Below are 22,644 nucleotides of genomic sequence, written 5' to 3'. Positions count from 1 at the left end.
AGCAGGGGGTTAGCCGCGTGCGGGCTCGACGGCGCGGAGACCCATCGCAATCGCGATCGAGTGGTTGGCGTTGGCCTGCGGAGTGCCCCTCCACGCCTCCTCGTAGGCCTCGCACAGGGCCCGGCCGCTGTCGGTGGCCTCGAACGTCTCCCCGTGGTCGACGAGGTAGCCGTCGCGGACCAGGCGGCGACCACGCTCGGTCTCCCACAGCAGACTGTCGTGCGGGGTGTGCTTCCACAGCTCGGGGCGGGTCGTGATCACGAATCCCAGGAACACCATGTCGCGGTGCCGGAGCGGGTCCACGCCGGTCTCCTGGGCGTGGACGCACACGGGGCAGGCCGGGGCGTCGTCGCGGCCCTGCCCGTCGTACACGGGAATGGCCTCGCACAGGGCGTGCCCCGGGAGGGGACCGTCCGTCGCGGCGATGTGCTGGGTGCGGGCAGGGCACCGGTAGCAGGTGCCGAGCGGGCCCTCGATGAGCGGGCGACGGCTCTTGAATCCGCAGATGTCACAGGTGTACATAGGGAACTCCTTGTCGAGTACGCGGTCGATGGTGGACCGGCTGATTCCGGTGACCTTGTGGATGCGGTGCTTGGTGATGCCGGCGCGTCGGGCTCTGACGATGAGGCTGTCACGTCCGGCGATCACGCGGGCGTAGTTTTCGAGCTCTGCTTCGAGGGCTTCTTGCTCCCTGTCCATGTATTGAACAGTACATGTATCGATCGATACATACAAGCCCCAGGGGGAACCCCCGCCGCTGGCGCGCGACGGGGGCCGCCAGACTCACCGAGTGCGAATCTCGGCGTGCCACCACCCGTTCAGCTGGCCCAGGCCGTCGACCTCCTCCAAGACCCGCGTGGCCGTATCCGGCCGGACGTCGTCCTCGGGCCGGAGAGTCCGGTCGGCCCGGTACCGGGCCTCCTGCTGCTCGTCCATCCACAGGTCGAGCTGAAATCGCATATGGCGGAGCGGCGCCATGTGTCCCCCGTGTAGCTGTACGTGATGCCGTGTGGCCGAATGGTGGGGCCGCCGGCACCCATCCGGCGGCCCCGTGGTGCGGGGTCCCTACTCCCGCGCCCGCCCCGTCTCCCTCCTCAGGGACCAGAGCGGGGGTCTGTGGTGGGCCGCCGGGGGTCCTCCAACCCCCGGCGGCCCGTGCCCGTCTCCGTGTCCCTCCCCAGGGGCGGAGACGGGGGTCTGGTCACTCCTCCGGGTAGCCCAGATCCCGGGCCTGACGGCGGGCGTCGGCTACGGCGCGCCCGAGAGCGTCCTCGTCGCCGTCCCGGGATGCCTGCGCGGCCTTCCCGAGGGTGCGGAGGAGTTCCTTCGTCTTCTCGTCGTCCTCGTCGCGCTTCTTGCCCATCAGGCGGCCGCCTTCAGGAGCGCGGCCCACTCGCCGCCGGGGAACACGAGGTGCCCCAGCTCCCGGTTCTGGGTGTCGCGGACGGCCGTGGTCGGCCCCTCCGCGACCTCCACACAGTTCGTGACGCCCTGGCTGTACGTGCTCTTGTGCCAGGACTTCGGTCCCTCGACCGTGGTGGTCTGCATCCGTACCCTTCCTCGTATCGGTGATTCCGTGGCCCGGGGCGGTGGCCGCCGCGATCCCGGGCCGTCGCCCCCCGGCAAGCACCGGGGGGCGACTTCTTGGGCTCTCCCCACCCGCAGCTCGGACGGAGGGCGGGGAGAGCGGTCTAGTCGTGCCCCAGCAGCGCGCGGAGGGCGTCGTCGGTCACGCCCCGCTCGAGAGCAGCCAGCGGCGGCGTGGACGCCGCCTCGAGGGCCGCCATCAGCTCCGGGAGGACGATCTCCGGGTCCGCGCCCTCATCGACGACCAGGTCCAGGGCGCGGACGAGCGCCCGGTCGCGGGCCCCGATGTAGGAGGCGGGGGCGTCCGCCGGGATGTCGGCCAGGGCGGCGCTGATCTCACCGAGCAGCGCCCCCAATCGGATGTCCATCTGCGTGTCCTCTCTCTCGTGTGCCGTGGTGTGGTGGGGGGTCTACGGCGCGGGCGGAGTGGTCTCGGGGGCCACGCCCTGCCGGTCGCGGAGCCGGGTCTCCAGCTGCTCCGGGGTGGGCTCCACCTCGGACCGCCACGGGGCGTCCGGGTCCCGGTTCGTTGCGATCCACATCCGGCCGGTCCACGCGATCCGGTGCGTCTGCCCGTAGGCGGCGCGGAGCCTCTTGAGGACGACCTCGGGCGGCACCCACGTCTCTCCGCCCTCGTCCTGGTGGTGTCCGGCGTGGTGCGGGTCCAGCACGCACCGGCGGAGGGTGCTGCTGGGGGTGAGGCGTTCAGCGCCGCAGATCCACCGGGTGCTCATGCCGCCACCGCCTCGAGCTGGTCGCGCTGGTGGTGGCCGATGGCGCCCAGGACGACGAGGGCGCGGCGCTGGGCGCGGGCGCGCGGGTCGCGGGCGGCGAACAGGTCCAGGGGCTCCGGCGCGCGGTGGCGACCGCCGATCCGCGGGGGCGCCGGGGGCAGAGCCGGAGCCGGGCGGCCGGTCCGCTGCGTGGGCAGCTGGAGCACCACGGCACCGGGAGCGGCGGCCGGGAGGTCCTCCGCGTAGCGGCGCACGCGGTGGGCGCGCCGGCGGAGGGCGTGAGCAACGGCTCTGGCGACGAGACAGGCCGCGGATGCGACGAGAAGCAGGTAGCGCACGGGGCGCCTCCTCAGTACGGATGCCGCTGGATGGGCGGCGGGTGGATGAAGTACTGAGCCCCATACTCCAACTGAAATTTTTAATTCGCAAGCCCTTCTTAGCGATAAGTTGTCAGCACCATCACGCTAAGGAGTTGCGAAATGTCCGTTTCTAACTCATCGGCGGTACCATCAGCGACGTCCCCTGAGGAGGTCGATGTGAGCAGCCCATCCGTGGCCAGGCGCCAGCTATCAGCACAGATGCGCGCGAAACGGTTGGCCACGGGCAAGACCATCGAGCAGGTCGCGGACGACCTCGAGTGGTCGAGCACGAAGGTCTCGAACATCGAGACCGGCCGGTCGAAGAAACCCGCGGTGACGGACATCCGCGTACTGCTCGACCTGTACGGCGTCACGGACTCCGCAGAGCGGGAGGCCATCCTCACCCTGGTCCGCCAGTCCCGGGAAAGCGGCTGGTGGAACAGGTACGGGGACGCCATCGGTGGCCCCTACATCTCCTACGAGGCCGGGGCGACCGGCATCCGCATCTTCGAGCCGCAGTACATCCCCGGCCTGTTCCAGACCGAGGCCTACGCCGCGGCCGTCTCCCACGCGACCCTCATCCGCAACCCCGACGACGTCGCCTCAGCGGTCGAAGCCCGCGTACGCCGCCAACAGCTGCTCACCCAGCCGGACCCGCCAACGGTGTGGGCGGTGATCCATGAGGCCGCCCTACTCATGCTGAAGTCGCACCCGGAGCTGTTCCGCGCCCAGGTCGACCGACTTATCGAACTGGCCGAAGACCCGAATTCGGTCACAATCCAGGTGCTCACGATGGATGCGGGGCTGCATGCTGGGATGGGTGGCCCGTTCGTGATCCTGGACTACACCGACGCCGCGTCCATCGTGTTCCTCGAGACGAACACGGACGGGCTTTACCTGGAAAAGCCGGTCGAGGTCACCCGGTACCGCCAGTCCTTTGACCGGCTGGTCGCCAAGGCCCTCGACCCCGATGAAGTGCCCGCATACCTGCGAGCGCTGGCCGCCTAGAAAGTCACGACCATGTACTCATCCACCGAATCCACCGGGCTCGTGTTCCGCAAGTCGAGCTACAGCAACCCCTCCAACTGCGTCGAGTACGCCGATGCCGGCGAAGGCACCGCGGCGGTCCGCGACTCCCAGAACCCCGAGGATGGCCACTTCCTGCTTCCCGGCCGGGAGTGGGGCGCGCTCCTGGGCGCCGTCCGCCGGGGGTAGGCCCGGACATCAGAGAGGCCCCGGGGTATCCCTCCCCGGGGCCTCTCTGGGTACCTAAGTACTCATCCGCGGACGAGTCTACAGGCCGCCGCCCGCACCGGCCAGACCCGCGCGCGAGTGGCATCTACAGGGCGTGTTTCCGCAGCCCATCACGAATGTGTCCTCTACAAGCGACATAGAACTACACCTCGGGGACCACGGCCCGGCCCAAGGGCGTGATGATCACCCACCGCAACGCGTACATGAACTCGGTGGGCACCCTGCTGTACGGGCGGATCGGCATCGGCGAGTCCTACCTGTGGACGCTGCCGATGTTCCACGCCAACGGCTGGACGTTCACGTGGACGGTGACGGCGGCGGCCGGAGTACACGTGTGCCTGCCGGCGATGGACCCGGCGACGGTGTTCGAGCTGATCCGCACCGAGGACGTCCGGTGGCTGTGCGCCGCCCCGACCGTGCTCATCATGCTCGCCAACACCCCCGACGACGTACGCGGCGAGGTGCCGGCCGGGGTCCACGTGTTCACGGCGGGGGCCTCCCCGGCGGCGGCCACCATCGAGCGCCTGGAGGACGGGTTCGGCTGGACCGTCACCCACGTGTACGGCCTGACCGAGACGGCGCCGTTCATCACCGTCTGCGAGCCCCGCGCCGAGCACGCGGGGCTGCCGCCGCGGGAGCGGGCCGCGGTCAAGGCCCGGCAGGGCGTCGAGCTGATCACCTCCGGCGAACTGCGGGTGGTCGGCGAGGACGGGAACGAGGTGCCCTGGGACGGCAGGACGGTCGGCGAGATCACCGTGCGCGGCAACGTGGTGATGAAGGGGTACTACAACGACCCCGAGGCCACCGAACGCGCCATGGGGGACGGGTGGTTCCACAGCGGCGACGCCGCCCTGGTGCACCCGGACGGGTACGTGGAGATCCAGGACCGGCTCAAGGACGTCATCATCTCCGGCGGGGAGAACATCTCCTCCGTCGAGGTCGAGGGCACGCTGCTGCGCCACCCGGCCGTCCTGGAGGTGGCGGTGTTCGGCGTCGCGCACGAGAAGTGGGGGGAGTCGCCGCGCGCCGCGGTGGTGCTGCGCGAGGGAGCGCGGGCGACCGAGCAGGAGATCATCGACTTCGCCCGGGACAACCTGGCGCACTTCAAGGCGCCGACCAGTGTGGAGTTCGTGGAGGCGCTGCCCAAGACGGCCACCGGCAAGATCCAGAAGTTCGTCCTGCGCGGCGGGGCCTCGGCGGTCTCGCGCCAGTGAGGCGGCCCGGTGTCCCCCGCCCCCGCTCTTCGGAGGCGGAGGACACCCCGGGGATTCAGCCCTGCGGGGACTCCGACAGGACGAACCCGGCACCGAAGGGGTCCGCGCAGACCGCGATGCGGCCCGCGCCGGGGGTGTCCTCGGGGCCCGTGTAGACCTGTCCGCCTCCGGCTCGGACGGCCTCCAGGGCCCTGTCTGCGTCGGCCACCCGGAAGACCGGGTTCCATTCGGCCGAGCCCTTGGTGTCGTCCACCCGCTCGGGGGGCAGGGCCACGATGCCGCCCTGGTCGCGGTCGCGGCCGGCCCCGGCGGGTGTCACGGCGCGGTAGCGGCCGTTCCAGGCCGACCGGGGCGAGTCGGCGTAGCTCCAGCGGAACAGCTCCCGGTAGAAGTCCTCCGAGCCGTTCCCGTCGGGGGTCCACAGCTCCACCCGGCAGAGGGACCCGGGGGTGTCGGCGCGCTGCACGCCGGGGAACCCGATGGGGTTCCAGACCGCGAACCGGCCGCCCTGCGGGTCGAAGAACTGGGCGGTGCGGCCCAGCCGCAGCACGTCGAACGGCTCGAACAGGACGGTGCCGCCCAGACGTTCGACGGCGGGGACGGTGGAGTCCACGTCGGGGTCGTGGAAGAAGACCGTCCACGCGGGGTGCTCGCCCTCGCCCAGGAGGGGGCTGAGCCCGGCGACCTTGTCCTCGTCGAGCTGGAAGCACAGGTAGCCGGCGGCCTCGGGGCTGTCCTCGATCGCCTTCCAGCCGAAGACCCGCCGGTAGAAGGCGGCCGAGGCGTCGGTGTCGGGCGAGGACACCTCGACCCAGCAGGGCGACCCGGGCAGGAAGTCGGTCGTGATCATCTGGTCCCCCCTCGTGGACACGTCATTCCCGAGTGTGGACCGTCCCCCCGGCGCCCCGGGGATGGCGGCGGCAAAGTCTCGCACAACTCACCGCAATCACCCGAACACGGTTTCGATCCCCGGGGCGGTGGTCCCGGGCGGTGTCAGTGCTTGAAGTGGACGAACAGGCGGCCGAAGTTCTTGGAGTCCTTCTCGACGCGGTGGTAGCGGGCCTTGACGTCCTTGCGGTCGAGGAAGCGCAGCACCCGCTTCTTGAGCTGGCCCGACCCCTTGCCCGGGATGATCTCCACGGTCTTGGCGCCCGTGCGCTCGGCCTCGTCCATGATGTCTGCGAGGGCGCGGTCGATGTCGCGCCCGCGGTTGAAGATGTCGTGCAGGTCGAGCTTGAGCCGCATGGCCGCCTCCGTCCGGTCACCCGGGATCATACGTGTTCGCGCTCGCGCCGGCCCAGCGCCCACCAGGCGCCCGCGGCGGTGGCGGCGGCCAGCGCGGCGGCGGCGCCCAGGGTGAGGGCGTCCGGGGCGACCACCGACTGCCCGCGCAGGGCCTGCCAGGTGAGCAGGGCGAGCAGGCCCGTGTAGGCGCCGGAGGCGACCAGGACCAGCCGGGTGCGCAGGGCGTCGTCGGCCAGGCGGGGGTAGCGGTCGGCGAGGGCGATCAGCCCGAACGCGAACAGGACGATCACCTGGAGGCCGTGCAGGCCCACGAAGTGGGCGACGCGCAGGTCGCCGGCCACCGTGCTCCAGCCGACGATCGGCAGGCCGGGCCCGCCGTCGGGCATCCCGACCGTGTGCGCGCCGATCACGTCCGCCGACCCGCCCTGCTGGAGGGTGACCATCTGTTCGGCGGTCGGCGAGGTCATGAAGAAGGCGACGGCCATCCCCGCGAGGGCGATCGCGAGGGAGGCGCGGACGGCGGCGGTGACGGAGCGCTCGCCCAGGCGCTGGACCAGCAGGATGACCCCGATGGCGAAGGTGGCGACCCAGACCGTGACGATCATGGACGCCATCAGCGAGTAGACGGCGCTGTCGAACTCCGTGGCGTTGTTGAAGTGGCTGGCCCGGCCGCGCACCGCCTGGAGGGTGATGGCGACGAGCTCGCCGGTGACCATCACGGCGACGACCGCCCCCAGCCACCAGCCGGTGCGGCGCCACGCGGTGAGCAGGGACAGCAGCCAGGCGAGGGTCACGTTGTAGACCGCGATGGAGACCGCGAACTTGGCGGGCTTGAGCCAGACGGGGTCGCCCGTGACGGTCCTCCCGTCGAGGAGGAGGCCGGGAACGGCCACCAGCAGTACGGCCGCGCACAGGAGCGCGGTCAGGGTGAGCGGTCGGTGCAGGTCGATGACGGTGCGGAGGGTGGTCTTCGGGGGGTTCATGGGATACTCCTTATGGATACCAGTGCTATCCAGTGCAGATACCAACACTATCCACTATCCATTTGGATCGCACAAGAGCCCCCGGGAGACGGGAGACAGGAGAAGATGGCCGCATGCGCATCGCCGAACTCAGTGAACGGTCCGGAGTCCCCATCCCGACCATCAAGTACTACCTGCGGGAGGGCCTGCTCCCCCGCGGTGAGGCCACCGGCCGCAACCAGGCCCGCTACGGCGACGAGCACCTGAGCCGGCTGCGCCTGGTGCGGGCGCTCACCACCGTCGGCGGCCTGTCCGTCGCCACCGTCCGGGAGGTCCTCGCCGAGGTCGGCGAGCCCGACGTCGGACTGCACTCCAAGCTCGGCCTCGTGATGCGCCGGCTGCCCCTGGTCGGCGACGACATCGAACCGCTGGAGGAGGACCGCGAACGCGCCCTGGCGCTCGTCACCCGGCGCGGCTGGCACTTCTACCCGGACCACCCCGCGCTGCACGCCCTGGCCGTGGTCCTGGCCGGGCACCGCGAGGTCGGCCACTCCGTCGGCGACGCCGACCTGGACCGTTACGCCGAGGCGGCGGAGGGCATCGCCGCCGTCGACCTGGACCGCATCAGCGGACTGCCCGCGACGGAGGAGGTACTGGAGGGCGCCGTCGTCAAGACGGTGCTCGGCGACACCCTGCTGACGGTCCTGCGGCGCCTGGCCCAGGTGGACGAGTCCGCCGCGCGCAACCTCGAGGGCGCCGGGCGCCGAGCGGCGCGGGGGGACTGAGGCCTCCCGTCACACGCCGGCCGACTCCGGGAAGCGGTCGCCGAACGCCCGGTGCACCGCGCCGTCGCGGTCCAGGATCGCGAACACCACCCGCGCGAACACCCCGGCGTAGTCCCCGTGCAGGTGCTCGGCGAAGGCCGCCGCGACCTCCTCCGGGCGGTTGCCGAACACACCGCACCCCCAGGCGCCGAGCACGAGCACGTCCACCCCGTGGTGGGCGGCCACGGCCAGCACGCCCCCGGCCCGGCGGGCGAGCACCCGGGGGATCGGCCCGGCGCTCTCGACCCCGTTGCGCTCGACCATCCGCCGGTTGGGCGCGGCGCAGGTGAGGAACCCGACCGCCGGCGGCTCCGCCAGCCGGTCGCCCCGGTCATCGCACAGCACCGGCACCCGCGGCGACCAGATCACCCTGTCGCTGTACAGCAGCGACCGCTCCGCCCTGTGGTGCTCGTAGAACTCCGGGCACCGGGTCAGCGACGCGTACAGCGCCGTGGACCTGGCCAGGCTCTCCTCCTGGGCCCGCGCGCCGTTGGCCACGCCTCCGCCCGGGTTGCGCGCCGAGGCGAAGTTGAGCGCCGCCACCCCGCCCTCCCCCGCCAGGCGCAGCAGCGCGGCCAGCGTGCTCTCCCCGGTCACCTCGAACCGGGTGTCGTGGCGCGCGGCGGGCACGGGCAGCGCCGCGATGTCCTCCGGCAGGTGGTGGCGGGTGCCCTCCCGCATCGCCGCCAGGTCGGCCGACAGGTCGACCTCCCGGTCGCCGACGCGGTACCGCTCCGCCTCGAACGCCCGCTTCGTCTCCGCCCAGATCCCCCGCAACCGCTGTGACACGGGCCCTTCCCTCCTCGTCGACGGACAGGCACGTTAGTGCGCGGCGGCCCGCCGGGTCCACCGGATAAACGGCCGGCCCGTAAACCCCTGGACCGGCGCACCCCGCCCGGCCAGGATGCGGTCATGAGCAGGGAACAACAGAGGGGGATGGACCCCCGGAGGCTGGTACGGGCCTCCAAGTACATCGCGCGCGTGCTGCGCCACGACCCCGGCCGGGCCGGGGTGCGGCTGGACCCCCAGGGGTGGACCTCCGTGGACGCCCTGCTCGCGGGGCTGGGTCGGGCGAACGTCCGGCTCTCCCGGACGGAGCTGGACGAGGTGGTGGCCGGCAACGACAAGAAGCGGTTCGAGTTCAGCGCCGACCGCACCCGGATCCGCGCCCGCCAGGGCCACTCGGTGCCCGTGGACCTGGGGCTGGCGCCGGCCGTGCCGCCGGAGGTCCTCTACCACGGGACGGTCGGCCGCTTCCTGCCCGCGATCACCGCCGAGGGACTGCGTCCGATGAACCGGCACGACGTGCACCTGTCCCCGGACGAGGAGACCGCGGCCAGGGTGGGCGCGCGGCGGGGCAGGCCGGTGGTGCTCTCCGTCGCCGCCGGGCGCATGCACCGGGACGGCCACGGGTTCCGGGTGACGGGCAACGGGGTGTGGCTGGTCCCGGCGGTGCCGCCCGAGTACCTGTCCGCACCGCCGGCGGCGGACCCCTCCTAGGGCTTGTCGGCGCTGAAGATCGCGGTCCCCGGGATCATGCGCCCGCGCACCGGGCCCCAGCCACCCCACACCCGGTCGTTCCCCGGGGGCCATTCGGGCTCCACCAGGTCGCCCAGCACCAGGCCGGCCCCGGCGATCCCGCGCACCCAGTCGCCCACCGTGTGGTGGTGCTCCACATAGACCGCGTTGCCGTGGTCGTCCTCCTCCACGTACGCGCGGCGGTCGAAGTACGACTGCCGGACCGTGAACCCGTGCTCGGTGGGGTCGTCCGGGAAGCTCCACCGGACCGGGTGCGTCACCGAGAACACCAGCCGCCCGCCGGGGCGCAGCACCCGGGTCGCCTCCGCCAGGGCGTCGTCGGCCGAGGGGACGAAGGGGAACGCCCCGAACGAGGAGAACACGGTGTCGAAGGCGGCGTCGGCGAACGGCAGCCGCTGGGCGTCGGCCTGCACCACGGGCAGGCGCAGCCCCAGCTGCTCGTCGATGCGCCGGGAGTGCTGGAGCTGGCGGAACGACAGGTCGAAGGAGACGACCTCGCCGACCCCCTGGGCCCGCAGCCACCGGCCGCACTGCCCGGCTCCCCCGCCGATCTCCAGGACACGGCGCCCGCGCAGGTCGTCGAGACCGCCCAGGAGTCCGGCCTCGGCCTCGGTCAGGCCCTCCGGACACCAGACGAAGTCGGCGTCGCCGAGGAACCCGCCGTGGTCGGCCTGGTAGGCGTCGGCGGCCCCGTCCCACCACGAGCGCCCGGCGCGGGCGCTCTCGTCGGCGTCGACGGGGCGGCGCTCCACGCGTCCGGGCGCCGGGTAGTCGTCGTGTTCCTGCACGTGTCCCCCTGTGGTCGGCGGCCGTCGGCCGGCGTCAGCCCACATCCTCTCGCGGGCGGTCCCCGGCGGCCGCCGCCGCGGAGGCCGCGGCCGGACCGTCGGTGCCGTCAGGGCCTTCGGGGCCGTCCGAAGCGTCCGGGTTCCCCGCCGCCGCGGCCTCGCGGGCCTCGCTCAGCTCGCGGCGCATCAGGAAGACCCATCCGCCGATGGCGACGAGCGTGAACACCCACCACTGGACGGCGTAGGACAGGCTCATCCCGGAGTCCAGTTCGCGCACCTCGACGCGCTCGGGGGCGGGGTCGGGAACCGGGTCCTGCGCGGTCAGGTCGGCGTACCCGCCGTAGACCGGGTAGGGCAGCCCCTCGGCGATCGCCGGGACGTCCGCCACGAGCAGCTGCCCCTCGGGCAGGTCGTCGCGGTTGCGCAGCCCCGTGTTCTCCTCGGTCTCGGAGAAGTGCAGGCGCCCGGTCACCTCGACGGTGCCGGAGGGGGCGGGCGGGATCTCCGGGGTGTCCAGGGCGGTCTCGCCGCGCGGGATCCAGCCCCGGTTGACCAGCAGCGCCGGGCCCTCCTCGGTGACCAGCGGGGTCAGCACGTGGAAGCCGACACCGCCGGAGCCGTCGCGGTTGCGCAGGAGGATCTCGTGCCCGGTGTCCCAGGTGCCGGAGGCCTCGACGGCACGCCACCGGTCGGCGGGGTCCACGTCGCCGCCGACCTCGGTGAGCTCGGCGACCGGGACGGGGTCGGCGGCCAGGTTGCCCTGCTGGAGTTCGACGGACGCGCTGCGCTGTTCCCAGCGGTCCAGCTGCCAGAAGCCCAGCCAGATGAAGGAGGGCACGATGACGAGGACCAGCGCGTGGAACGCCAGCATGCGTTGGGAGAACAGGACTCTGCGCACGTCTTCGAGGGTATGAGACGGTTCCGGGCGCCCCGCACCGCCCCGCCCGCACCGGGCCCGGCCGGACAGTGGCGTCCGGCCGGGCCCGTGTCCCGCCGTTCTCGTCCCCCGTTCTCGCTACTCCGTGTCGGCGGTGGCGGCGGCCTTGCGCTTGCGGGCGAAGTACAGGCCCGCGCCGCCGGCGCCGACGGCGGCGACGCCCGCAGCGACCAGGCCGGTCAGGGCGCCACCGGTGAGGGGAAGCTCACCGCCCGCCTGCTGGACGGGGGCGGGCCGGTCGTCGGAGGAGGGCTCCTCCTCGTTCTTGTCCTCCTCGCGGGGCTTCTCGGGCTGGGGCTCCTGCGGGGTCTCCTCGCCCGGCTCCTCCGGCTCGGCGGGCTCCTCGGGGGTCTCCTCGCCCGGCTCCTCGGGCTGCTCGGGCGCGGGCTCCTCGGAGATGATCTCCATGCAGGAGGCCTCGGCCAGGCCGAGCACGCCGATGGCGTTGCCGCAGATGTCGACGGCGGCGTCGACCGGGACGACGACCTGGTTGCCGGAGGCCACGCCCCCGGAGCCGTCGGTGGTCGCCTCGGGGGTGCCCTCGTTCTCGGGGGCGGCCTGGATGATGTTGATGATGGTGGTGCACTTGGAGCTGGCGCCGCCCAGGATCGCCACCGAGTTGCCGCAGATGTTGATGGCGGCGTCGACCGGGACCACGATCTGGTTGCCGGAGGCCACGCCCCCGGAGCCGTCGGTGGAGTAGGTGCCGTTGCCGGACTCCTCCTCCAGGACCTCGACGACCTCGACGCACTCCGCCTTGGAGATCCCGCCGACGGCGACGGCGTTGCCGCAGGCGTCCACGGCCGCCTCGACCGGGATGACGATCTGGTTGCCGGAGGCCACGCCCCCGGAGCCGTCGGTGGAGGCTCCGCCGCCCTGGCCGCTGGCCTCGTAGAGGACCTCGGAGACCTGGGTGCACTTGGCCGCGGAGATGCCCAGGACGGCGAGCGAGTTGCCGCACAGCCCCGCCTCGATGTCGACGGGCACGACGACCTGGTTGCCGGAGGCGATGCCCCCGGAGCCGTCGGTGGTGGTGTCCGCGAAGGCCGCGGCGGCCGGGACGAAGGCGAGGCCGGCGGCGACGGCGGTGGCGAAGGAGTAACGGAGTGTGTTGCGCATCTGGTGCGGCCTTTCGACGCAGGAAACCTGGGGATGCACGCCGTCGTGGCGTTGGGCCGTGGGGGCGGGTCCGGTCCGCGGTGTGCGCGGGGCGCCCGGGTGGCGCACGGTCCCGCCGGTCGGCGGCGCGGGCCCGTCACCGGCACTGGGGCGGTGGAACGGCGGGGTGGCCCGCGTGGTGTCGCGGTTGCGTTCTTCGCGAACCGGCAACGGACCGAAACGTTAGCAAGCCCGGGAAGGAACACAAGCACTTTCCGGAAATGTTTATCCGCGCCCCCGACACCCCGAGTGATCACGATAACACCACATGAAATCAGTGCAGATCAGAGACTCTTGAGTGCACACACAGAGAGAAACAACGGACACGTTGGGTGATTCTCGAGGCGAAAAAAGTTCTCCGTGAACCCGCTCGGCCAAACCACTAAGCAACTTAGTCGATTGGCCTCGGAGGCGCCTCAACCCGTGCGCGGTGAATTCAGAAGAATGGGATTGATATCCCTTTTGAGAGAAAAGACGGGAAACGGCGCCGACGACCGACCCCGCCGCCCGTTCGCACTCCCACGAAAACCCCTTGAGCCCCATCGAGTGCCTCTCACCACAGAAGCCCCAGAACATGACAAAACCCCTGGTCACGGGCGCGTACCCTGAACCCGGAGGGCCGCCCCCGAGCGCGGGCCCGACATGTCGAACCCGGCACGCGAACACGCTTGGCAATAATCTGAACACGATCAGTATTCGCCGGTGACGGGCGGCACGGGGTCTCCGATTCGCGCGCACCGGCCAACCGGAGACGCATGACGCGCGTCCTGACCCTCAGGACACGCCCCCCGTTTCCCCCGCCCCTTCTGGAGCACGCATGCAACCCGCACACATCCGCCCCCGCGCGCGCACGATCCTGCCGCTCGGGGCCGCAACGCTCGTCCTCCTGCTCGTCGCCGCCTGTTCCTCCGCCGACGAAGAACCCGAACAGCTCCAAGGGGCGGCCGGCGGCGAGCCCTCGTCCTCGCCCGGCTCCAGCCCCGAACCGCAGGCCGCCGCCGAACCGTTCACCATCGCCTTCGGCGGCGACGTGATGTTCGAGGGCGTGCTCCGCCCCCGCCTGGACGACCCGGCGACCGCGCTCGACCCCATCTCCGAGCACCTGTCCGCGGCCGACCTGACCATGGTCAACCTGGAGACCGCCATCACCGAGGGCGGCACCCCGGCCCCCGGCAAGGAGTTCCTCTTCCGGGCGCCCGCGTCCGCCCTGGACGCCCTGTCCGAGGCGGGCGTGGACGTGGCCACCGTCGCCAACAACCACGGCATGGACTACGGCCTCGACGGCCTGGCCGACACCCTCGCCAACGGCGAGGCCTCCGACGTCGCCCTCGTCGGCGCCGGCAACGACATCGGGGAGGCGTACACCCCGCACGTCGCCGAGGTCAACGGGCAGACCGTCGCCATGTTCGGCGCCACCGACGTGCTCGACGACCACCTCATGGCCGAGTGGACCGCGGGCGAGGGCAAGCCCGGCATGGCCTCCACCAAGGGCGAGATGAAGCAGCACATGCTCGACGCCGTCGCCGAGGCCGCCGGGCAGTACGACAACGTCGTGGTGTTCCTGCACTGGGGCCTGGAGGGGTCGCACTGCCCGCTGCCGCACGCGCCCACCCTCGCCCAGGAGCTGGTGGACGCCGGCGCGACCGCGGTCGTCGGCGGACACGCGCACGTGCTGTCCCCGGGCGGGTTCCTCGGTGACTCCTACGTCCACTACGGGCTGAGCAACTTCGTGTTCTACAACTTCAGCGGCCCGACCGCGGAGACCGGGGTGCTCACCCTCACCTTCGACCAGGGTTCGGTCACCGGGGCCGACTGGCTGCCCGCGCAGATCCAGGGCGGCGTGCCCGTCCCCTACGAGGGCGCCGCGGCCGAGACCGCCACGCAGACCTGGACCGACATGCGCAACGAGTGCGGCCTGCCGCTGACCGACTCCCCCGCCTGATCCGCGGCTCCCGGGCGTCCGCGCCGACCGGCGCGGACGCCCGGCCCGTGCCCGGGGTCAGACCACGGCGGAGGCCGGGACCCCGTGCCGGGCGGCGGCCTCGGCGATCTCCGCCAGCAGCGCGTGCCGGTGGGCCGTGCCCAGGTAGGAGGCCCGGACGCCGTTGGCGGCCAGCCTCACCAGGTCGACCGGCGCCAGGCCCATCCGGTGGGCGGTGCGGTACTCCTCGGTGAGGTCGGTGCCGAACATGGTGGGGTCGTCGGTGTTGAGCGTGACCAGCAGCCCGGCGTCGAGCATGGCGGGCAGCGGGTGGTCGGCGATCCGCTCCACCGCCCGCGTGCACACGTTGGACGTGGGGCTGACGTCGACCGGGACCTGCTCGTCGACCAGGCGCGCCACCAGGTCGCCGTCGAGCATGGAGTCGATGCCGTGCCCGATGCGCTCGGCCCCGAGCAGGTCCAGGGCCTCGACCACCCGCTCCGGACCGCCGTGCTCCCCGGCGTGCGGCAGGCTGGCCAGCCCCGCCGCCCGGGCCCGGCCGAACACGTCGGCGTAGGGGACCAGGGTGCTGCCCGTACCGCCCACCCCGAACCCGACCGTGCTGGGCGGCGCGTCGGCCAGCACCGCTTCGAGGGTCCGCTCGGCGCTCTGCGGCCCGAAGTCGGTGGGGAAGTCGGGGATCCAGCGCAGCCGGATGCCGTGGTCGAGCTCGGCCTGCCGGCGGGCGGACTCCACGCCGTCGAACACCACCCGGGCCGGCACCCCGCGCATGAGGTGGGTGTACAGGCTGATGTGGAGTTCGGCGTAGCGGACGTTCTGCGCGGCCAGGCGCCCGGCGACCGCCGCGGTGAGCCGGGCGAAGTCCTCCTCCTCGCGCAGGGCCTCGACGGAGGCCAGGTACACGTCGAGGAAGTGCGGGAAGTCGGTGAACTCGTACCACGCCTCCAACGCGTCGAACGTGTCGGGGACGGACTCCAGCCCGTGGCGGCGGGCCAGGTCGAAGAGGGTCTCGGCGGGCATGGACCCCTCCAGGTGGACGTGGAGTTCCACCTTGGGCAGGTCGCGGATCAGCGCCTCGACGGCGTCGGGGACGGGGTTCGGGTGGCTGCTCATGGCGGGAGACTACGGCCGGCCGGCTCCGGCCACCAAGGTCTTCGGGCGAACCTCACACCTACCCGTCAGGAGGGTCTCCGGATACGGTAGGGGGTATGGCTCCCCCACCATCCCCCCTGCTCCCGCCACGGCCCCCGGCACTCCCGCCCGCACCGCGCTCGTGGGTGGTGCGAGCCGCCGCGGCGAAGATCCGCCATCAGAACGACCCGCGCGGAAACGCCCTCGTGTCCGCACTGGCGGCCGGTGTCTTCTTCGCGTTGCTCCTGGCCGCCGGAGGCTTCTATCTCGGTGTCGGCGACGCGATGGCCGCTCTCCTGCCGTACGCGGTCCTCTCCCTCGCGGGGTGCGCGCTGCTCTGCCCGGCCGTGTACCGGCTCACCCTGCGGTACGACATGGCGCTGACCGCCGAGGGCGCGCTGCCGCCCTTGGCGGACCCGTACCACGTGGCCATGGCCGAGGGCCTGGTGGACCGGGGCTCTCTCGGATGGCACCCGTGGGTGAACCGGCACGGGTACGTCCTCGCCGGACAGCGGCTGCGGGAGTTCGGGGTCCGGCGCCCGGGCGGAGCGATCTTCCTGCAATGGGCCGGTGCCCTGTGCTGCGCGGCGCTCATCATCACCTCCCAGGTCTGGGATGAGGCCGCGCTGCACCCGGCGAACCTCATCCTGCCCGTCCTCGGCTGCGCCGGGTACGTCGCGGGAGCGCTCATCCACCGATCGGAATCGCAGAGTCGGCGGGAGCACGCCGAGGCCTTCCGGGAGAAGTACGAGGCGTGGGGCGCCACCGGGGACCCGTACTTCCCCGGATTCCCCGAGCGGGGGCCGGGGCGGGCGGGGCCCGCCCCGGCCCGGCGGGTCACACCGCCGGGGGCGCGCCGTTGAGGCGGCGCGGGACGCCCAGCGGGTTGGCGTCGCGCAGGGCCTCCGGGAGGAGGCCGTCCGGCACCGACTGGTAGGTGACCGGGCGCAGGAAGCGGCGGATGGCGGTGCCGCCCACCGAGGTGTGCAGCGGCGCGGTCGTCGCCGGGTACGGCCCGCCGTGGGTCATGGCGTGGGTGACCGCCACCCCCGTGGGCCAGCCGTTCCAGACGACCCGGCCCGCCACGGACGCGCCCAGCGCCAGCAACGCGGGGGCGATCGCGTCGTCCTCCTCGCCGTGCACGGTGACGGTGAGCTGGCCCTGGAGGACGCCCGCGGCCTCCAGCAGCCTCCGCTCGTCGGCGTAGGTCACCACCAGCGTCGCCGGGCCGAAGCACTCCTCCAGCAGTGTCTCGGAGTGCTCCAGCAGCGCGTCCAGGTCGGTGCGCAGCAGCGACGGCGACCAGCCGCCGTCCCCGTCCGCCGCCCCCTGGACCAGGACCTCGGTGGCCGGGTGCCCGGCCAGGGCGTCCAACCCGCGGGCGAACCCGTCGGCGACCCGGTCGTTGAGCAGCGGCGCCGCGGCCCGCCCCGCGAAGTCGGCGACGAGCGCGTCGAGCTCGGTGTCCTCCGGCACGAACACCACGCCCGGCTTGGTGCAGAACTGGCCCGAGCCCAGGTTCGCGGACTCCGCGTACCCGGCGAGGACCTCCTCGCCGCGGGCGGAGGCGGCGGCCCGGGTGACGAACACCGGGTTCACGCTGCCCAGCTCCCCGTAGAACGGGATCGGGTCCGGGCGCGACACCGCCAGGTCGAACAGCGCCCGCCCGCCCGGGATGGAGCCGGTGAACCCGACGGCCCGGGTCAGCGGGTGCAGGACCGCCTGCCGCCCGGCCTCGACCCCCTCCACGAGGGCGAACGCCCCCTCCGGGGCGCCCGCGGCTGCCAGCGCCGCCACGACGACCTCGGTGGTGCGCCGGGCCAGGCGCGGGTGGCCGGGGTGGGCCTTGACGACCACCGGGCAGCCGGCGGCCAGCGCCGAGGCGCTGTCCCCGCCCGCGGTGGAGAACGCGAACGGAAAGTTGCCGGCCCCGAAGACCACGACCGGCCCCAGCGGCACCAGGATCCGCCGCACGTCCGGGCGCGGGGTGCCCCAGTCGGGGTCGGCGGGGTCGACCATGGCCTCCAGGTAGGTGCCGTCCTCCAGCACGTCGGCGAACAGCCTCAGCTGGAAGGTGGTGCGGCCCAGTTCGCCGCGGCAGCGGGCCTCGGGGTAGTGCGCCTCGGCCTGCGCCAGGGGGACCAGGTCGTCGGCGGCGGCGTCCAGGGCGTCGGCGACGGCCCGCAGCAGCTGGGCCCGCTCGGCCGGGGCGAGCGAGGCCAGCAGCGGGGCGGCGGCCGCGGCGCGCTCCATGACGGCGTCGAGTTGCTCGGGTGTGGTGTCCCGCGAGTCCTCGGTCGTCGGCGGGGTGTTCATGACTCAACCTCCAAGAGCGATGGCTGTGAGGCCTCGGGCACGCCACTACCCTGCCCTGACGGTGGCGCGGAAGGAAGAGTCCGCAGAACGAAACTGGAATTTCCCCGGAACCAGGTGATTCCGGAACGGCATCATAGGTGCTGTGACGACTAATTCCCGAAGCTCAACGCCCCCGCGGTCGCGGAGGACCCCCGCAGGCAAGAACGGGTCGGGTCACGCACGTGTCTCCACTGAGGAGCTCGCCTTCGCGCAGGCCCCCCTCCGGAGGCTGCCGGCCCAGCAGCGCAGCATGCTCCGCGTCCAGCGGATGCTCGACTGCTGCGCCGAGATCCTGGACGAGGTCGGCTACGACAACCTGTCCACCACCCGGATCGCGGAGCGCGCCGGGGTCGCGATCGGTTCGGTCTACCAGTTCTTCCCCGACAAGAAGGCGATCACCCAGGCCCTGGGACTGCGCTTCCTCGACCAGTTCGGCGCCCGGATCACCGAACGCCTCGCCGGGACGTCGTTCTCCCACTGGACCACCGCCGTCGACGCCATCGTCGACGAGTACATCGACATGCACCGCAACGTGCCGGGCTTCCGCAGCCTGCACTTCGGCGACATCGTCGACACCCGGCTGCTCAACGGCGGCACCGACAACAACCGGGTCATCTCGATCCGGCTGCGCAAGATCGTGGTGTCCGCCTCCGGCATCCCCGACAGCGACGAGCTCGACCGGGCCGTCAACGTGGCCGTCGAGGCGGCCGACGCCGTGCTCAAGCTGGCGTTCCGGAACGACCCCGAGGGCGACCCCGACCTCATCAACGAGGCGAAGAGGCTGGTGAGCAGCTACCTCACCGACTTCTCCCGGCGCAACGAAGGCGAGGCGCGGTGGTAGACGGCACCATGTTGGACGGCAGGTCCGCCCCGGTCGCCGGGACCGCCGCGGGCATCCCCTTCCTGGCCCTGCCCCCGGCGACGGGGGCGCACCCGGCACCGCTCGTCCTGGGCCTGCACGCGTTCGAGCCGCCGCGCAGCGAGGCCGCGCTGGCGGGGACGGCGCCCCTGGCCTCCCTGCCCGCCTGGCGCGTCTACCCCGGGCTGCCGCTGTTCGGCGCCCGGCTGCCCGAGGGCGGGGTGCCCGAGATCGGCCGCCGCGGGGAGAGCGACTACCTGATGGAGCTGTTCGGCCCCGTCGTCGAGGGGGCCGCGGCCGAGCTGCCGCGGCTGGTCGCCGAGCTGCGCTCCCTGTTCCCGATCACCGACGACCCGGTCGGCCTACTCGGGGTGGGCGCGGGCGCCTCCGCGGTCCTGCTGTCCCTGGCCGAGGGCGACCTGCCGGTCGGCGCCGCGGCCCTGGTCAACCCGGTCACCGACCCGGCGCCCGTCCTGGCCGCCCGGGAGCGCAACCGCGGCGCCCCCTACGGCTGGACCGAGGACGCGCTGGCGGTCCGCGAGCGGTTCGACTTCACCTCCCGGGCCCCCGAGGTCGCCAGGCGCCGCGTCCCGGTGCTGGTCGTCAGCGGCGGCCGGGACGACGTGCTGCCCCCCGAGCACGGCCTGGGCCTGCACGAGGCGCTGCGCGCCGAGTTCTCGGGCACCGCGGAGCCCGAGGAGCGCGGTTCGGGCTGGCTCCGGCGGCGCGGCCGCCGCCTGAAACAGGAGGCCGCCGCACCCGTGTCGCCCGAGGGCACCGACCATGTGCTCCGTCACATCGTGATCCCCGACCTGGCGCACGCCATCGGCCCCGAACCCGGGCTGGAACCGGGCCCGCTCACCCCCGGCGGCGTACTCGCCGACCGCGCCCTGACAGAGTGGTTCCACCGGCACGTCACGGCTTCCGCGCAGGTCCGGGGCGGTGCGTGAGGGGTCCGGTACCCCGGTGGCGGTCCGCGCGCGACCGCAACCTCCCCGTGAGACCGCGTTCACCGTGTGCACTCCGCCGCATCTCCGGCCGTCCCCTTAACGGACGCCGCCGCGACAGCCGGTCCGCGTTCCATGGGATCATCCAGGGGCGACCGCTCGAGGGCGGTCCACCTGACCGTTTCGACTCATCCTTCAGGAGGGCGAACCACGTGACGGAACCGGCACCGGTCTTTGCCAGCGGGGTCGACAACGAGCGGTTGAACGCGCAGCTCCGCTTCCTTCTGGAGGTGGACAAACTCAAGCGCATCCTGCGGCAGAACCTGCTGGTGGACGGGTCCCGCAGGGAGAACTCGGCCGAGCACTCCTGGCATCTGGCGCTGACCGCGCGCACCTTCGCCGAGTACGCCCCCGAGGGCACCGACATCGACAGGGTCGTCGAGATGCTGGTGCTGCACGACATCGTGGAGATCGACGCGGGCGACACCTTCCTGTTCGACCAGGTCAACTCGCAGACCCAGGCCGAGCGCGAGCGCGCAGCCGCCGACCGCATCTTCCCGCTGCTCCCCGAGGACCAGGCCGAGGCCGCCCGCGCCCTCTGGGAGGAGTTCGAGGCCAGGGTCACCCCCGAGGCGCGGTTCGCCCGGGCCGTGGACCGGCTGTCGCCGATGCTCGCGAACTGGCACAACGAGGGCGGCACCTGGGTGCGGTTCGGGATCACCCGGGCCCAGGTCATGGAGAAGGTCAAGCTGATCGCCGAGGGGTCCGAGGCGCTGGGGGCGTACGCGACGGCGCTCATCGACGACGCCGACCGGCGCGGGTACTTCCGCACCTGACCCCCCGCCCGGGCGCGGGCGCCGGGCGTGCCCCGGAACCGGAGGCGGGCCCCCGCGCGGCGGGACGGGTCAGACCCGGCCCAGGAGCAGCTGGATCGCCGCGGACAGGCCCACGACCACCAGGACGACGCGCAGGGCCGCGGCGCTCAGCCGGCGGCCGAACCGACCGCCCAGGTAGCCGCCGAGGATCGAGCCCACCGCGATGAGGCCGACCACCGGCCACGACGGCGAGGCCAGCACGATGTAGAACACGGCGGCGACGCCGTTGACGATCCCCGCGAGCAGGTTCTTCAGGCCGTTGAGCCGCTGGAGGTCGTCGTCCAGGGCGGCACCCAGGATGCTCATGAGGATGATGCCCTGGGCCGCGGCGAAGTAGCCGCCGTAGCTGCCCGTCAGGTAGGCGCCCAGCGGGAGCAGCGGACCGCCGTCCCTGCGCGCGGGCTTGCGGGCCCGGGCCCAGCGGGTGATGCGCGGCTGGAGGATGATCAGCACACAGGCCGCGCCGATCATGAACGGGACGACCTTCTCGAAGACCCCGGCGGGCAGGTAGATGAGCAGCAGCGCGCCGGTGATCGCCCCCATCAGGGACATGCCGCCCAGCCGGATGACCCGGGAGCGCTGCCCGGACAGCTCCCTGCGGTAGGCGATGGCGCTGCTGATGCTGCCGGGCGCCAGGCCGATGCTGTTGGAGATGGTGGCGGTGATCGGCGGGTACCCCAGGGCCAGGAGCACGGGGAAGGTGAACAGGGTCCCCGACCCCGCGATGGAGTTGATCCCCCCGGCGGCGATCCCCGCCAGGAGGACGGCCGCAGCCTCCCAGAGTTCCATAGTCCGGCTTTCGTGGCTTCTCCGCTCCCCGACCGTCGAGGGCTCCCACAGCCTACGAGAGCGGCCCCGGTGAGCCGGTCATCGGGTCATCCACTGGCCGCCGGGACGGGCCCTGCGGCCCGTGGAGCAGGACTTCCGTGAAGCCGTGCGGCCCCGGGGCGCCCGAGCGCACCGGGGCCGCAGGCGGGTCGCGGCGGGGGCGTCAGGGCACCCGCACGACCTCGTCGCGCAGGCGCTGGAACGCGGCGCCCACCCCCTGGATGGCCTGGCCCATCTCGGACGGCACGATCCACACCTTGTTGGCGTCGCCCTTGGCGATCTCCGGGAGCTTCTGGAGGTACTGGTAGGCCAGCACGTCGGGGTCGACCTTGCTGGTGTGCAGGGCCTTGAACACCATGTGGATGGCGTCGGCCTCACCGCGCGCCCGCAGGGTCTGGGCCTCGGCGTCGGCCTTGGCGGTGAGCATCTGCGCCTCCGCCTGCCCCTTGGCCCGCAGCACCGCAGCCGACCGCTCGCCCTCGGCCCGCAGCACCGCGGACTGCTTCTCGCCCTCCGCGCTGAGCAGCTGCGCGCGCTTCTCGCGGTCGGCGCGCATCTGCATCTCCATGGCCTCCTGCACCGAGCCCGGGGGCTCGATGCCCTTCAGCTCGATGCGGCTGATCTCGATGCCCCAGTCGCTGGTGGCCTCGTCCAGCACCGCCTTCAGTTCGCGGTTGATCTGGTCGCGGGAGGTGAGGGTCCCCTCCAGGTTCATGCCGCCGATGACGTTGCGCAGCGTGGCGAGGGTGAGCTGCTCGACCGCCTGGATGAAGTTGGCGACCTCGTAGGTGGCGCGGTAGGCGTCCACGACCCGGATGTAGACCGCGGAGTCGACCTCCACGGCCAGGTTGTCCTCGGTGATGGCGGACTGTGGCGGGAAGCTCACCACCTGGACTCGGCGGTCGATGCGCTCGCGGACCTGGTCGACGCCCGGAATGACGACGTTGAACCCCGAGTCCAGGGTGCGGTGGTACTTGCCGAAGCGCTCCACCACGTCCTGCATGGAGTGGGGGATGATGCGCACGCTCCGCCAGAAGATGAGAAGGAGAACGGCGACGAAAAGGGCGACGATGATGACCATGGTCATGCGATCACCCCTTTGTCGT

27 protein-coding genes and 1 pseudogene are annotated in these 22,644 nt (G+C 72.5%); 10 read left to right on the top strand and 18 right to left on the bottom strand.

Features of this window, described 5'->3' with window-relative positions:
* Window positions 1–9: 9 nt before the first annotated feature.
* The 7 genes from KGD84_RS00700 to KGD84_RS00670 all read right to left on the bottom strand — a co-directional run bounded on the left by KGD84_RS00700 (window position 10) and on the right by KGD84_RS00670 (window position 2,659).
* Window positions 10–699 (bottom strand): hypothetical protein, encoded by a 690-nt coding sequence (locus KGD84_RS00700; protein ID WP_220564175.1) that lies wholly within the window; start codon window positions 697–699, stop codon window positions 10–12.
* An 84-nt stretch (window positions 700–783) separates the two neighbouring features.
* On the bottom strand, window positions 784–960 hold the full coding sequence (locus KGD84_RS00695; protein ID WP_220564174.1) for a hypothetical protein: 177 nt from the start codon (window positions 958–960) through the stop codon (window positions 784–786).
* A 241-nt stretch (window positions 961–1,201) separates the two neighbouring features.
* Complete coding sequence (locus KGD84_RS00690; RefSeq protein ID WP_220564173.1) at window positions 1,202–1,363, bottom strand: hypothetical protein; 162 nt, start codon at window positions 1,361–1,363, stop codon at window positions 1,202–1,204.
* Window positions 1,363–1,548 (bottom strand): DUF397 domain-containing protein, encoded by a 186-nt coding sequence (locus tag KGD84_RS00685; protein ID WP_220564172.1) that lies wholly within the window; start codon window positions 1,546–1,548, stop codon window positions 1,363–1,365. Before KGD84_RS00685 ends, KGD84_RS00690 begins: the two co-directional genes overlap by 1 nt.
* Window positions 1,549–1,691: 143 nt before the next feature.
* Complete coding sequence (locus tag KGD84_RS00680; RefSeq protein WP_220564171.1) at window positions 1,692–1,955, bottom strand: hypothetical protein; 264 nt, start codon at window positions 1,953–1,955, stop codon at window positions 1,692–1,694.
* A gap of 42 nt (window positions 1,956–1,997) precedes the next feature.
* Entirely contained in the window at window positions 1,998–2,321 is a 324-nt protein-coding gene (locus KGD84_RS00675; protein WP_220564170.1) for a hypothetical protein, read from the bottom strand.
* The gene (locus KGD84_RS00670) at window positions 2,318–2,659 is read right to left on the bottom strand and encodes a hypothetical protein (RefSeq protein WP_220564169.1); all 342 of its coding nucleotides are present in this window, start codon (window positions 2,657–2,659) and stop codon (window positions 2,318–2,320) included. Before KGD84_RS00670 ends, KGD84_RS00675 begins: the two co-directional genes overlap by 4 nt.
* 198 nt (window positions 2,660–2,857) lie before the next feature.
* Between KGD84_RS00670 and KGD84_RS00665 the strand changes: the two genes are divergently transcribed.
* The 3 genes and pseudogenes from KGD84_RS00665 to KGD84_RS00655 all read left to right on the top strand — a co-directional run.
* On the top strand, window positions 2,858–3,688 hold the full coding sequence (locus tag KGD84_RS00665) for a helix-turn-helix domain-containing protein (protein ID WP_260697174.1): 831 nt from the start codon (window positions 2,858–2,860) through the stop codon (window positions 3,686–3,688).
* Window positions 3,689–3,700: 12 nt separating this feature from the next.
* A complete protein-coding gene (locus KGD84_RS00660) occupies window positions 3,701–3,895 on the top strand; it encodes a DUF397 domain-containing protein (RefSeq protein WP_220564168.1) in 195 nt (64 codons plus the stop codon).
* A gap of 179 nt (window positions 3,896–4,074) precedes the next feature.
* A pseudogene (locus tag KGD84_RS00655) lies at window positions 4,075–5,148 on the top strand (AMP-binding protein); the annotation flags it as partial.
* Between the two features lie 55 nt (window positions 5,149–5,203).
* Here the strand turns inward: KGD84_RS00655 and KGD84_RS00650 are convergent.
* The 3 genes from KGD84_RS00650 to KGD84_RS00640 form a co-directional block, all read right to left on the bottom strand.
* The gene (locus KGD84_RS00650; RefSeq protein WP_220564167.1) at window positions 5,204–5,998 is read right to left on the bottom strand and encodes a VOC family protein; all 795 of its coding nucleotides are present in this window, start codon (window positions 5,996–5,998) and stop codon (window positions 5,204–5,206) included.
* A 143-nt stretch (window positions 5,999–6,141) separates the two neighbouring features.
* Window positions 6,142–6,393, bottom strand: coding sequence for a Smr/MutS family protein (locus tag KGD84_RS00645; protein ID WP_220564166.1), 252 nt, complete (start codon window positions 6,391–6,393; stop codon window positions 6,142–6,144).
* 26 nt (window positions 6,394–6,419) lie between these two features.
* A complete protein-coding gene (locus tag KGD84_RS00640; protein WP_220564165.1) occupies window positions 6,420–7,376 on the bottom strand; it encodes a hypothetical protein in 957 nt (318 codons plus the stop codon).
* A gap of 113 nt (window positions 7,377–7,489) precedes the next feature.
* Here KGD84_RS00640 and KGD84_RS33495 point away from each other — a divergent pair, with 113 nt between their 5' ends.
* A complete protein-coding gene (locus tag KGD84_RS33495) occupies window positions 7,490–8,140 on the top strand; it encodes a MerR family transcriptional regulator (RefSeq protein WP_220564164.1) in 651 nt (216 codons plus the stop codon).
* A 9-nt stretch (window positions 8,141–8,149) separates the two neighbouring features.
* Here KGD84_RS33495 and KGD84_RS00630 read toward each other — a convergent pair whose 3' ends face one another.
* The gene (locus KGD84_RS00630) at window positions 8,150–8,968 is read right to left on the bottom strand and encodes a TIGR02452 family protein (protein ID WP_220564163.1); all 819 of its coding nucleotides are present in this window, start codon (window positions 8,966–8,968) and stop codon (window positions 8,150–8,152) included.
* Window positions 8,969–9,115: 147 nt separating this feature from the next.
* Here KGD84_RS00630 and KGD84_RS00625 point away from each other — a divergent pair, with 147 nt between their 5' ends.
* A complete protein-coding gene (locus KGD84_RS00625; protein ID WP_220565444.1) occupies window positions 9,116–9,679 on the top strand; it encodes an RNA 2'-phosphotransferase in 564 nt (187 codons plus the stop codon).
* Here the strand turns inward: KGD84_RS00625 and KGD84_RS00620 are convergent.
* The 3 genes from KGD84_RS00620 to KGD84_RS00610 all read right to left on the bottom strand — a co-directional run bounded on the left by KGD84_RS00620 (window position 9,676) and on the right by KGD84_RS00610 (window position 12,562).
* Entirely contained in the window at window positions 9,676–10,551 is an 876-nt protein-coding gene (locus tag KGD84_RS00620; protein ID WP_220564162.1) for a class I SAM-dependent methyltransferase, read from the bottom strand. The genes KGD84_RS00625 and KGD84_RS00620 overlap by 4 nt on opposite strands.
* On the bottom strand, window positions 10,541–11,404 hold the full coding sequence (locus KGD84_RS00615) for an SURF1 family cytochrome oxidase biogenesis protein (protein WP_255646942.1): 864 nt from the start codon (window positions 11,402–11,404) through the stop codon (window positions 10,541–10,543). Before KGD84_RS00615 ends, KGD84_RS00620 begins: the two co-directional genes overlap by 11 nt.
* A gap of 117 nt (window positions 11,405–11,521) precedes the next feature.
* Window positions 11,522–12,562: a chaplin family protein gene (locus KGD84_RS00610; protein WP_220564161.1), complete on the bottom strand. Its 1,041-nt coding sequence runs from the start codon at window positions 12,560–12,562 to the stop codon at window positions 11,522–11,524.
* An 856-nt stretch (window positions 12,563–13,418) separates the two neighbouring features.
* Between KGD84_RS00610 and KGD84_RS00605 the strand changes: the two genes are divergently transcribed.
* Complete coding sequence (locus KGD84_RS00605; protein WP_220564160.1) at window positions 13,419–14,543, top strand: CapA family protein; 1,125 nt, start codon at window positions 13,419–13,421, stop codon at window positions 14,541–14,543.
* 57 nt (window positions 14,544–14,600) lie between these two features.
* Here KGD84_RS00605 and add read toward each other — a convergent pair whose 3' ends face one another.
* Entirely contained in the window at window positions 14,601–15,656 is a 1,056-nt protein-coding gene (gene add / locus KGD84_RS00600; protein ID WP_220564159.1) for an adenosine deaminase, read from the bottom strand.
* A gap of 224 nt (window positions 15,657–15,880) precedes the next feature.
* Here add and KGD84_RS00595 point away from each other — a divergent pair, with 224 nt between their 5' ends.
* Window positions 15,881–16,537, top strand: a complete 657-nt coding sequence (locus KGD84_RS00595) for a hypothetical protein (protein WP_220564158.1) — start codon at window positions 15,881–15,883, stop codon at window positions 16,535–16,537.
* On the opposite strand, the gene KGD84_RS00590 is transcribed toward KGD84_RS00595, so the two are convergent.
* Window positions 16,512–17,990, bottom strand: coding sequence for an aldehyde dehydrogenase (NADP(+)) (locus KGD84_RS00590; RefSeq protein WP_220564157.1), 1,479 nt, complete (start codon window positions 17,988–17,990; stop codon window positions 16,512–16,514). The genes KGD84_RS00595 and KGD84_RS00590 overlap by 26 nt on opposite strands.
* A 289-nt stretch (window positions 17,991–18,279) precedes the next feature.
* On the opposite strand from KGD84_RS00590, the gene KGD84_RS00585 reads away from it, so the two are divergent.
* From KGD84_RS00585 to KGD84_RS00575, 3 genes are all read left to right on the top strand, one after another.
* Window positions 18,280–18,870 (top strand): TetR/AcrR family transcriptional regulator, encoded by a 591-nt coding sequence (locus KGD84_RS00585; RefSeq protein ID WP_220564156.1) that lies wholly within the window; start codon window positions 18,280–18,282, stop codon window positions 18,868–18,870.
* 8 nt (window positions 18,871–18,878) lie between these two features.
* The gene (locus KGD84_RS00580; RefSeq protein ID WP_220565442.1) at window positions 18,879–19,838 is read left to right on the top strand and encodes an alpha/beta hydrolase family protein; all 960 of its coding nucleotides are present in this window, start codon (window positions 18,879–18,881) and stop codon (window positions 19,836–19,838) included.
* Window positions 19,839–20,047: 209 nt separating this feature from the next.
* Window positions 20,048–20,671, top strand: a complete 624-nt coding sequence (locus tag KGD84_RS00575) for an HD domain-containing protein (protein ID WP_220564155.1) — start codon at window positions 20,048–20,050, stop codon at window positions 20,669–20,671.
* A gap of 69 nt (window positions 20,672–20,740) precedes the next feature.
* Here KGD84_RS00575 and KGD84_RS00570 read toward each other — a convergent pair whose 3' ends face one another.
* Window positions 20,741–21,499 (bottom strand): sulfite exporter TauE/SafE family protein, encoded by a 759-nt coding sequence (locus KGD84_RS00570; protein WP_220564154.1) that lies wholly within the window; start codon window positions 21,497–21,499, stop codon window positions 20,741–20,743.
* A gap of 202 nt (window positions 21,500–21,701) precedes the next feature.
* Complete coding sequence (locus KGD84_RS00565) at window positions 21,702–22,625, bottom strand: SPFH domain-containing protein (RefSeq protein WP_220564153.1); 924 nt, start codon at window positions 22,623–22,625, stop codon at window positions 21,702–21,704.
* Window positions 22,626–22,644 lie beyond the last annotated feature (19 nt).

The sequence above is a fragment of the Nocardiopsis changdeensis genome, assembly GCF_018316655.1.
GTDB classification, from domain to species: Bacteria; Actinomycetota; Actinomycetes; order Streptosporangiales; family Streptosporangiaceae; genus Nocardiopsis; species Nocardiopsis changdeensis.
The sequence above is the reverse complement of the archived record's forward strand: the minus strand, read 5'-3'. Positions and strand labels throughout refer to the sequence as shown.

Excerpts from the sequence above, each read along its gene's own strand:
- KGD84_RS00700 (WP_220564175.1), bottom strand. The coding sequence starts at position 699 with ATGGACAGGGAGCAAGAAGCCCTCGAAGCAGAGCTCGAAAACTACGCC.
- KGD84_RS00695 (WP_220564174.1), bottom strand. The coding sequence starts at position 960 with ATGCGATTTCAGCTCGACCTGTGGATGGACGAGCAGCAGGAGGCCCGG.
- KGD84_RS00690 (WP_220564173.1), bottom strand. The coding sequence starts at position 1,363 with ATGGGCAAGAAGCGCGACGAGGACGACGAGAAGACGAAGGAACTCCTC.
- KGD84_RS00685 (WP_220564172.1), bottom strand. The coding sequence starts at position 1,548 with ATGCAGACCACCACGGTCGAGGGACCGAAGTCCTGGCACAAGAGCACG.
- KGD84_RS00680 (WP_220564171.1), bottom strand. The coding sequence starts at position 1,955 with ATGGACATCCGATTGGGGGCGCTGCTCGGTGAGATCAGCGCCGCCCTG.
- KGD84_RS00675 (WP_220564170.1), bottom strand. The coding sequence starts at position 2,321 with ATGAGCACCCGGTGGATCTGCGGCGCTGAACGCCTCACCCCCAGCAGC.
- KGD84_RS00660 (WP_220564168.1), top strand. The coding sequence starts at position 3,701 with ATGTACTCATCCACCGAATCCACCGGGCTCGTGTTCCGCAAGTCGAGC.
- KGD84_RS00650 (WP_220564167.1), bottom strand. The coding sequence starts at position 5,998 with ATGATCACGACCGACTTCCTGCCCGGGTCGCCCTGCTGGGTCGAGGTG.
- KGD84_RS00645 (WP_220564166.1), bottom strand. The coding sequence starts at position 6,393 with ATGCGGCTCAAGCTCGACCTGCACGACATCTTCAACCGCGGGCGCGAC.
- KGD84_RS00640 (WP_220564165.1), bottom strand. The coding sequence starts at position 7,376 with ATGAACCCCCCGAAGACCACCCTCCGCACCGTCATCGACCTGCACCGA.
- KGD84_RS33495 (WP_220564164.1), top strand. The coding sequence starts at position 7,490 with ATGCGCATCGCCGAACTCAGTGAACGGTCCGGAGTCCCCATCCCGACC.
- KGD84_RS00625 (WP_220565444.1), top strand. The coding sequence starts at position 9,116 with ATGGACCCCCGGAGGCTGGTACGGGCCTCCAAGTACATCGCGCGCGTG.
- KGD84_RS00620 (WP_220564162.1), bottom strand. The coding sequence starts at position 10,551 with ATGTGGGCTGACGCCGGCCGACGGCCGCCGACCACAGGGGGACACGTG.
- KGD84_RS00610 (WP_220564161.1), bottom strand. The coding sequence starts at position 12,562 with ATGCGCAACACACTCCGTTACTCCTTCGCCACCGCCGTCGCCGCCGGC.
- KGD84_RS00605 (WP_220564160.1), top strand. The coding sequence starts at position 13,419 with ATGCAACCCGCACACATCCGCCCCCGCGCGCGCACGATCCTGCCGCTC.
- add (WP_220564159.1), bottom strand. The coding sequence starts at position 15,656 with ATGAGCAGCCACCCGAACCCCGTCCCCGACGCCGTCGAGGCGCTGATC.
- KGD84_RS00590 (WP_220564157.1), bottom strand. The coding sequence starts at position 17,990 with ATGAACACCCCGCCGACGACCGAGGACTCGCGGGACACCACACCCGAG.
- KGD84_RS00585 (WP_220564156.1), top strand. The coding sequence starts at position 18,280 with ATGCTCCGCGTCCAGCGGATGCTCGACTGCTGCGCCGAGATCCTGGAC.
- KGD84_RS00580 (WP_220565442.1), top strand. The coding sequence starts at position 18,879 with ATGTTGGACGGCAGGTCCGCCCCGGTCGCCGGGACCGCCGCGGGCATC.
- KGD84_RS00570 (WP_220564154.1), bottom strand. The coding sequence starts at position 21,499 with ATGGAACTCTGGGAGGCTGCGGCCGTCCTCCTGGCGGGGATCGCCGCC.
- KGD84_RS00565 (WP_220564153.1), bottom strand. The coding sequence starts at position 22,625 with ATGACCATGGTCATCATCGTCGCCCTTTTCGTCGCCGTTCTCCTTCTC.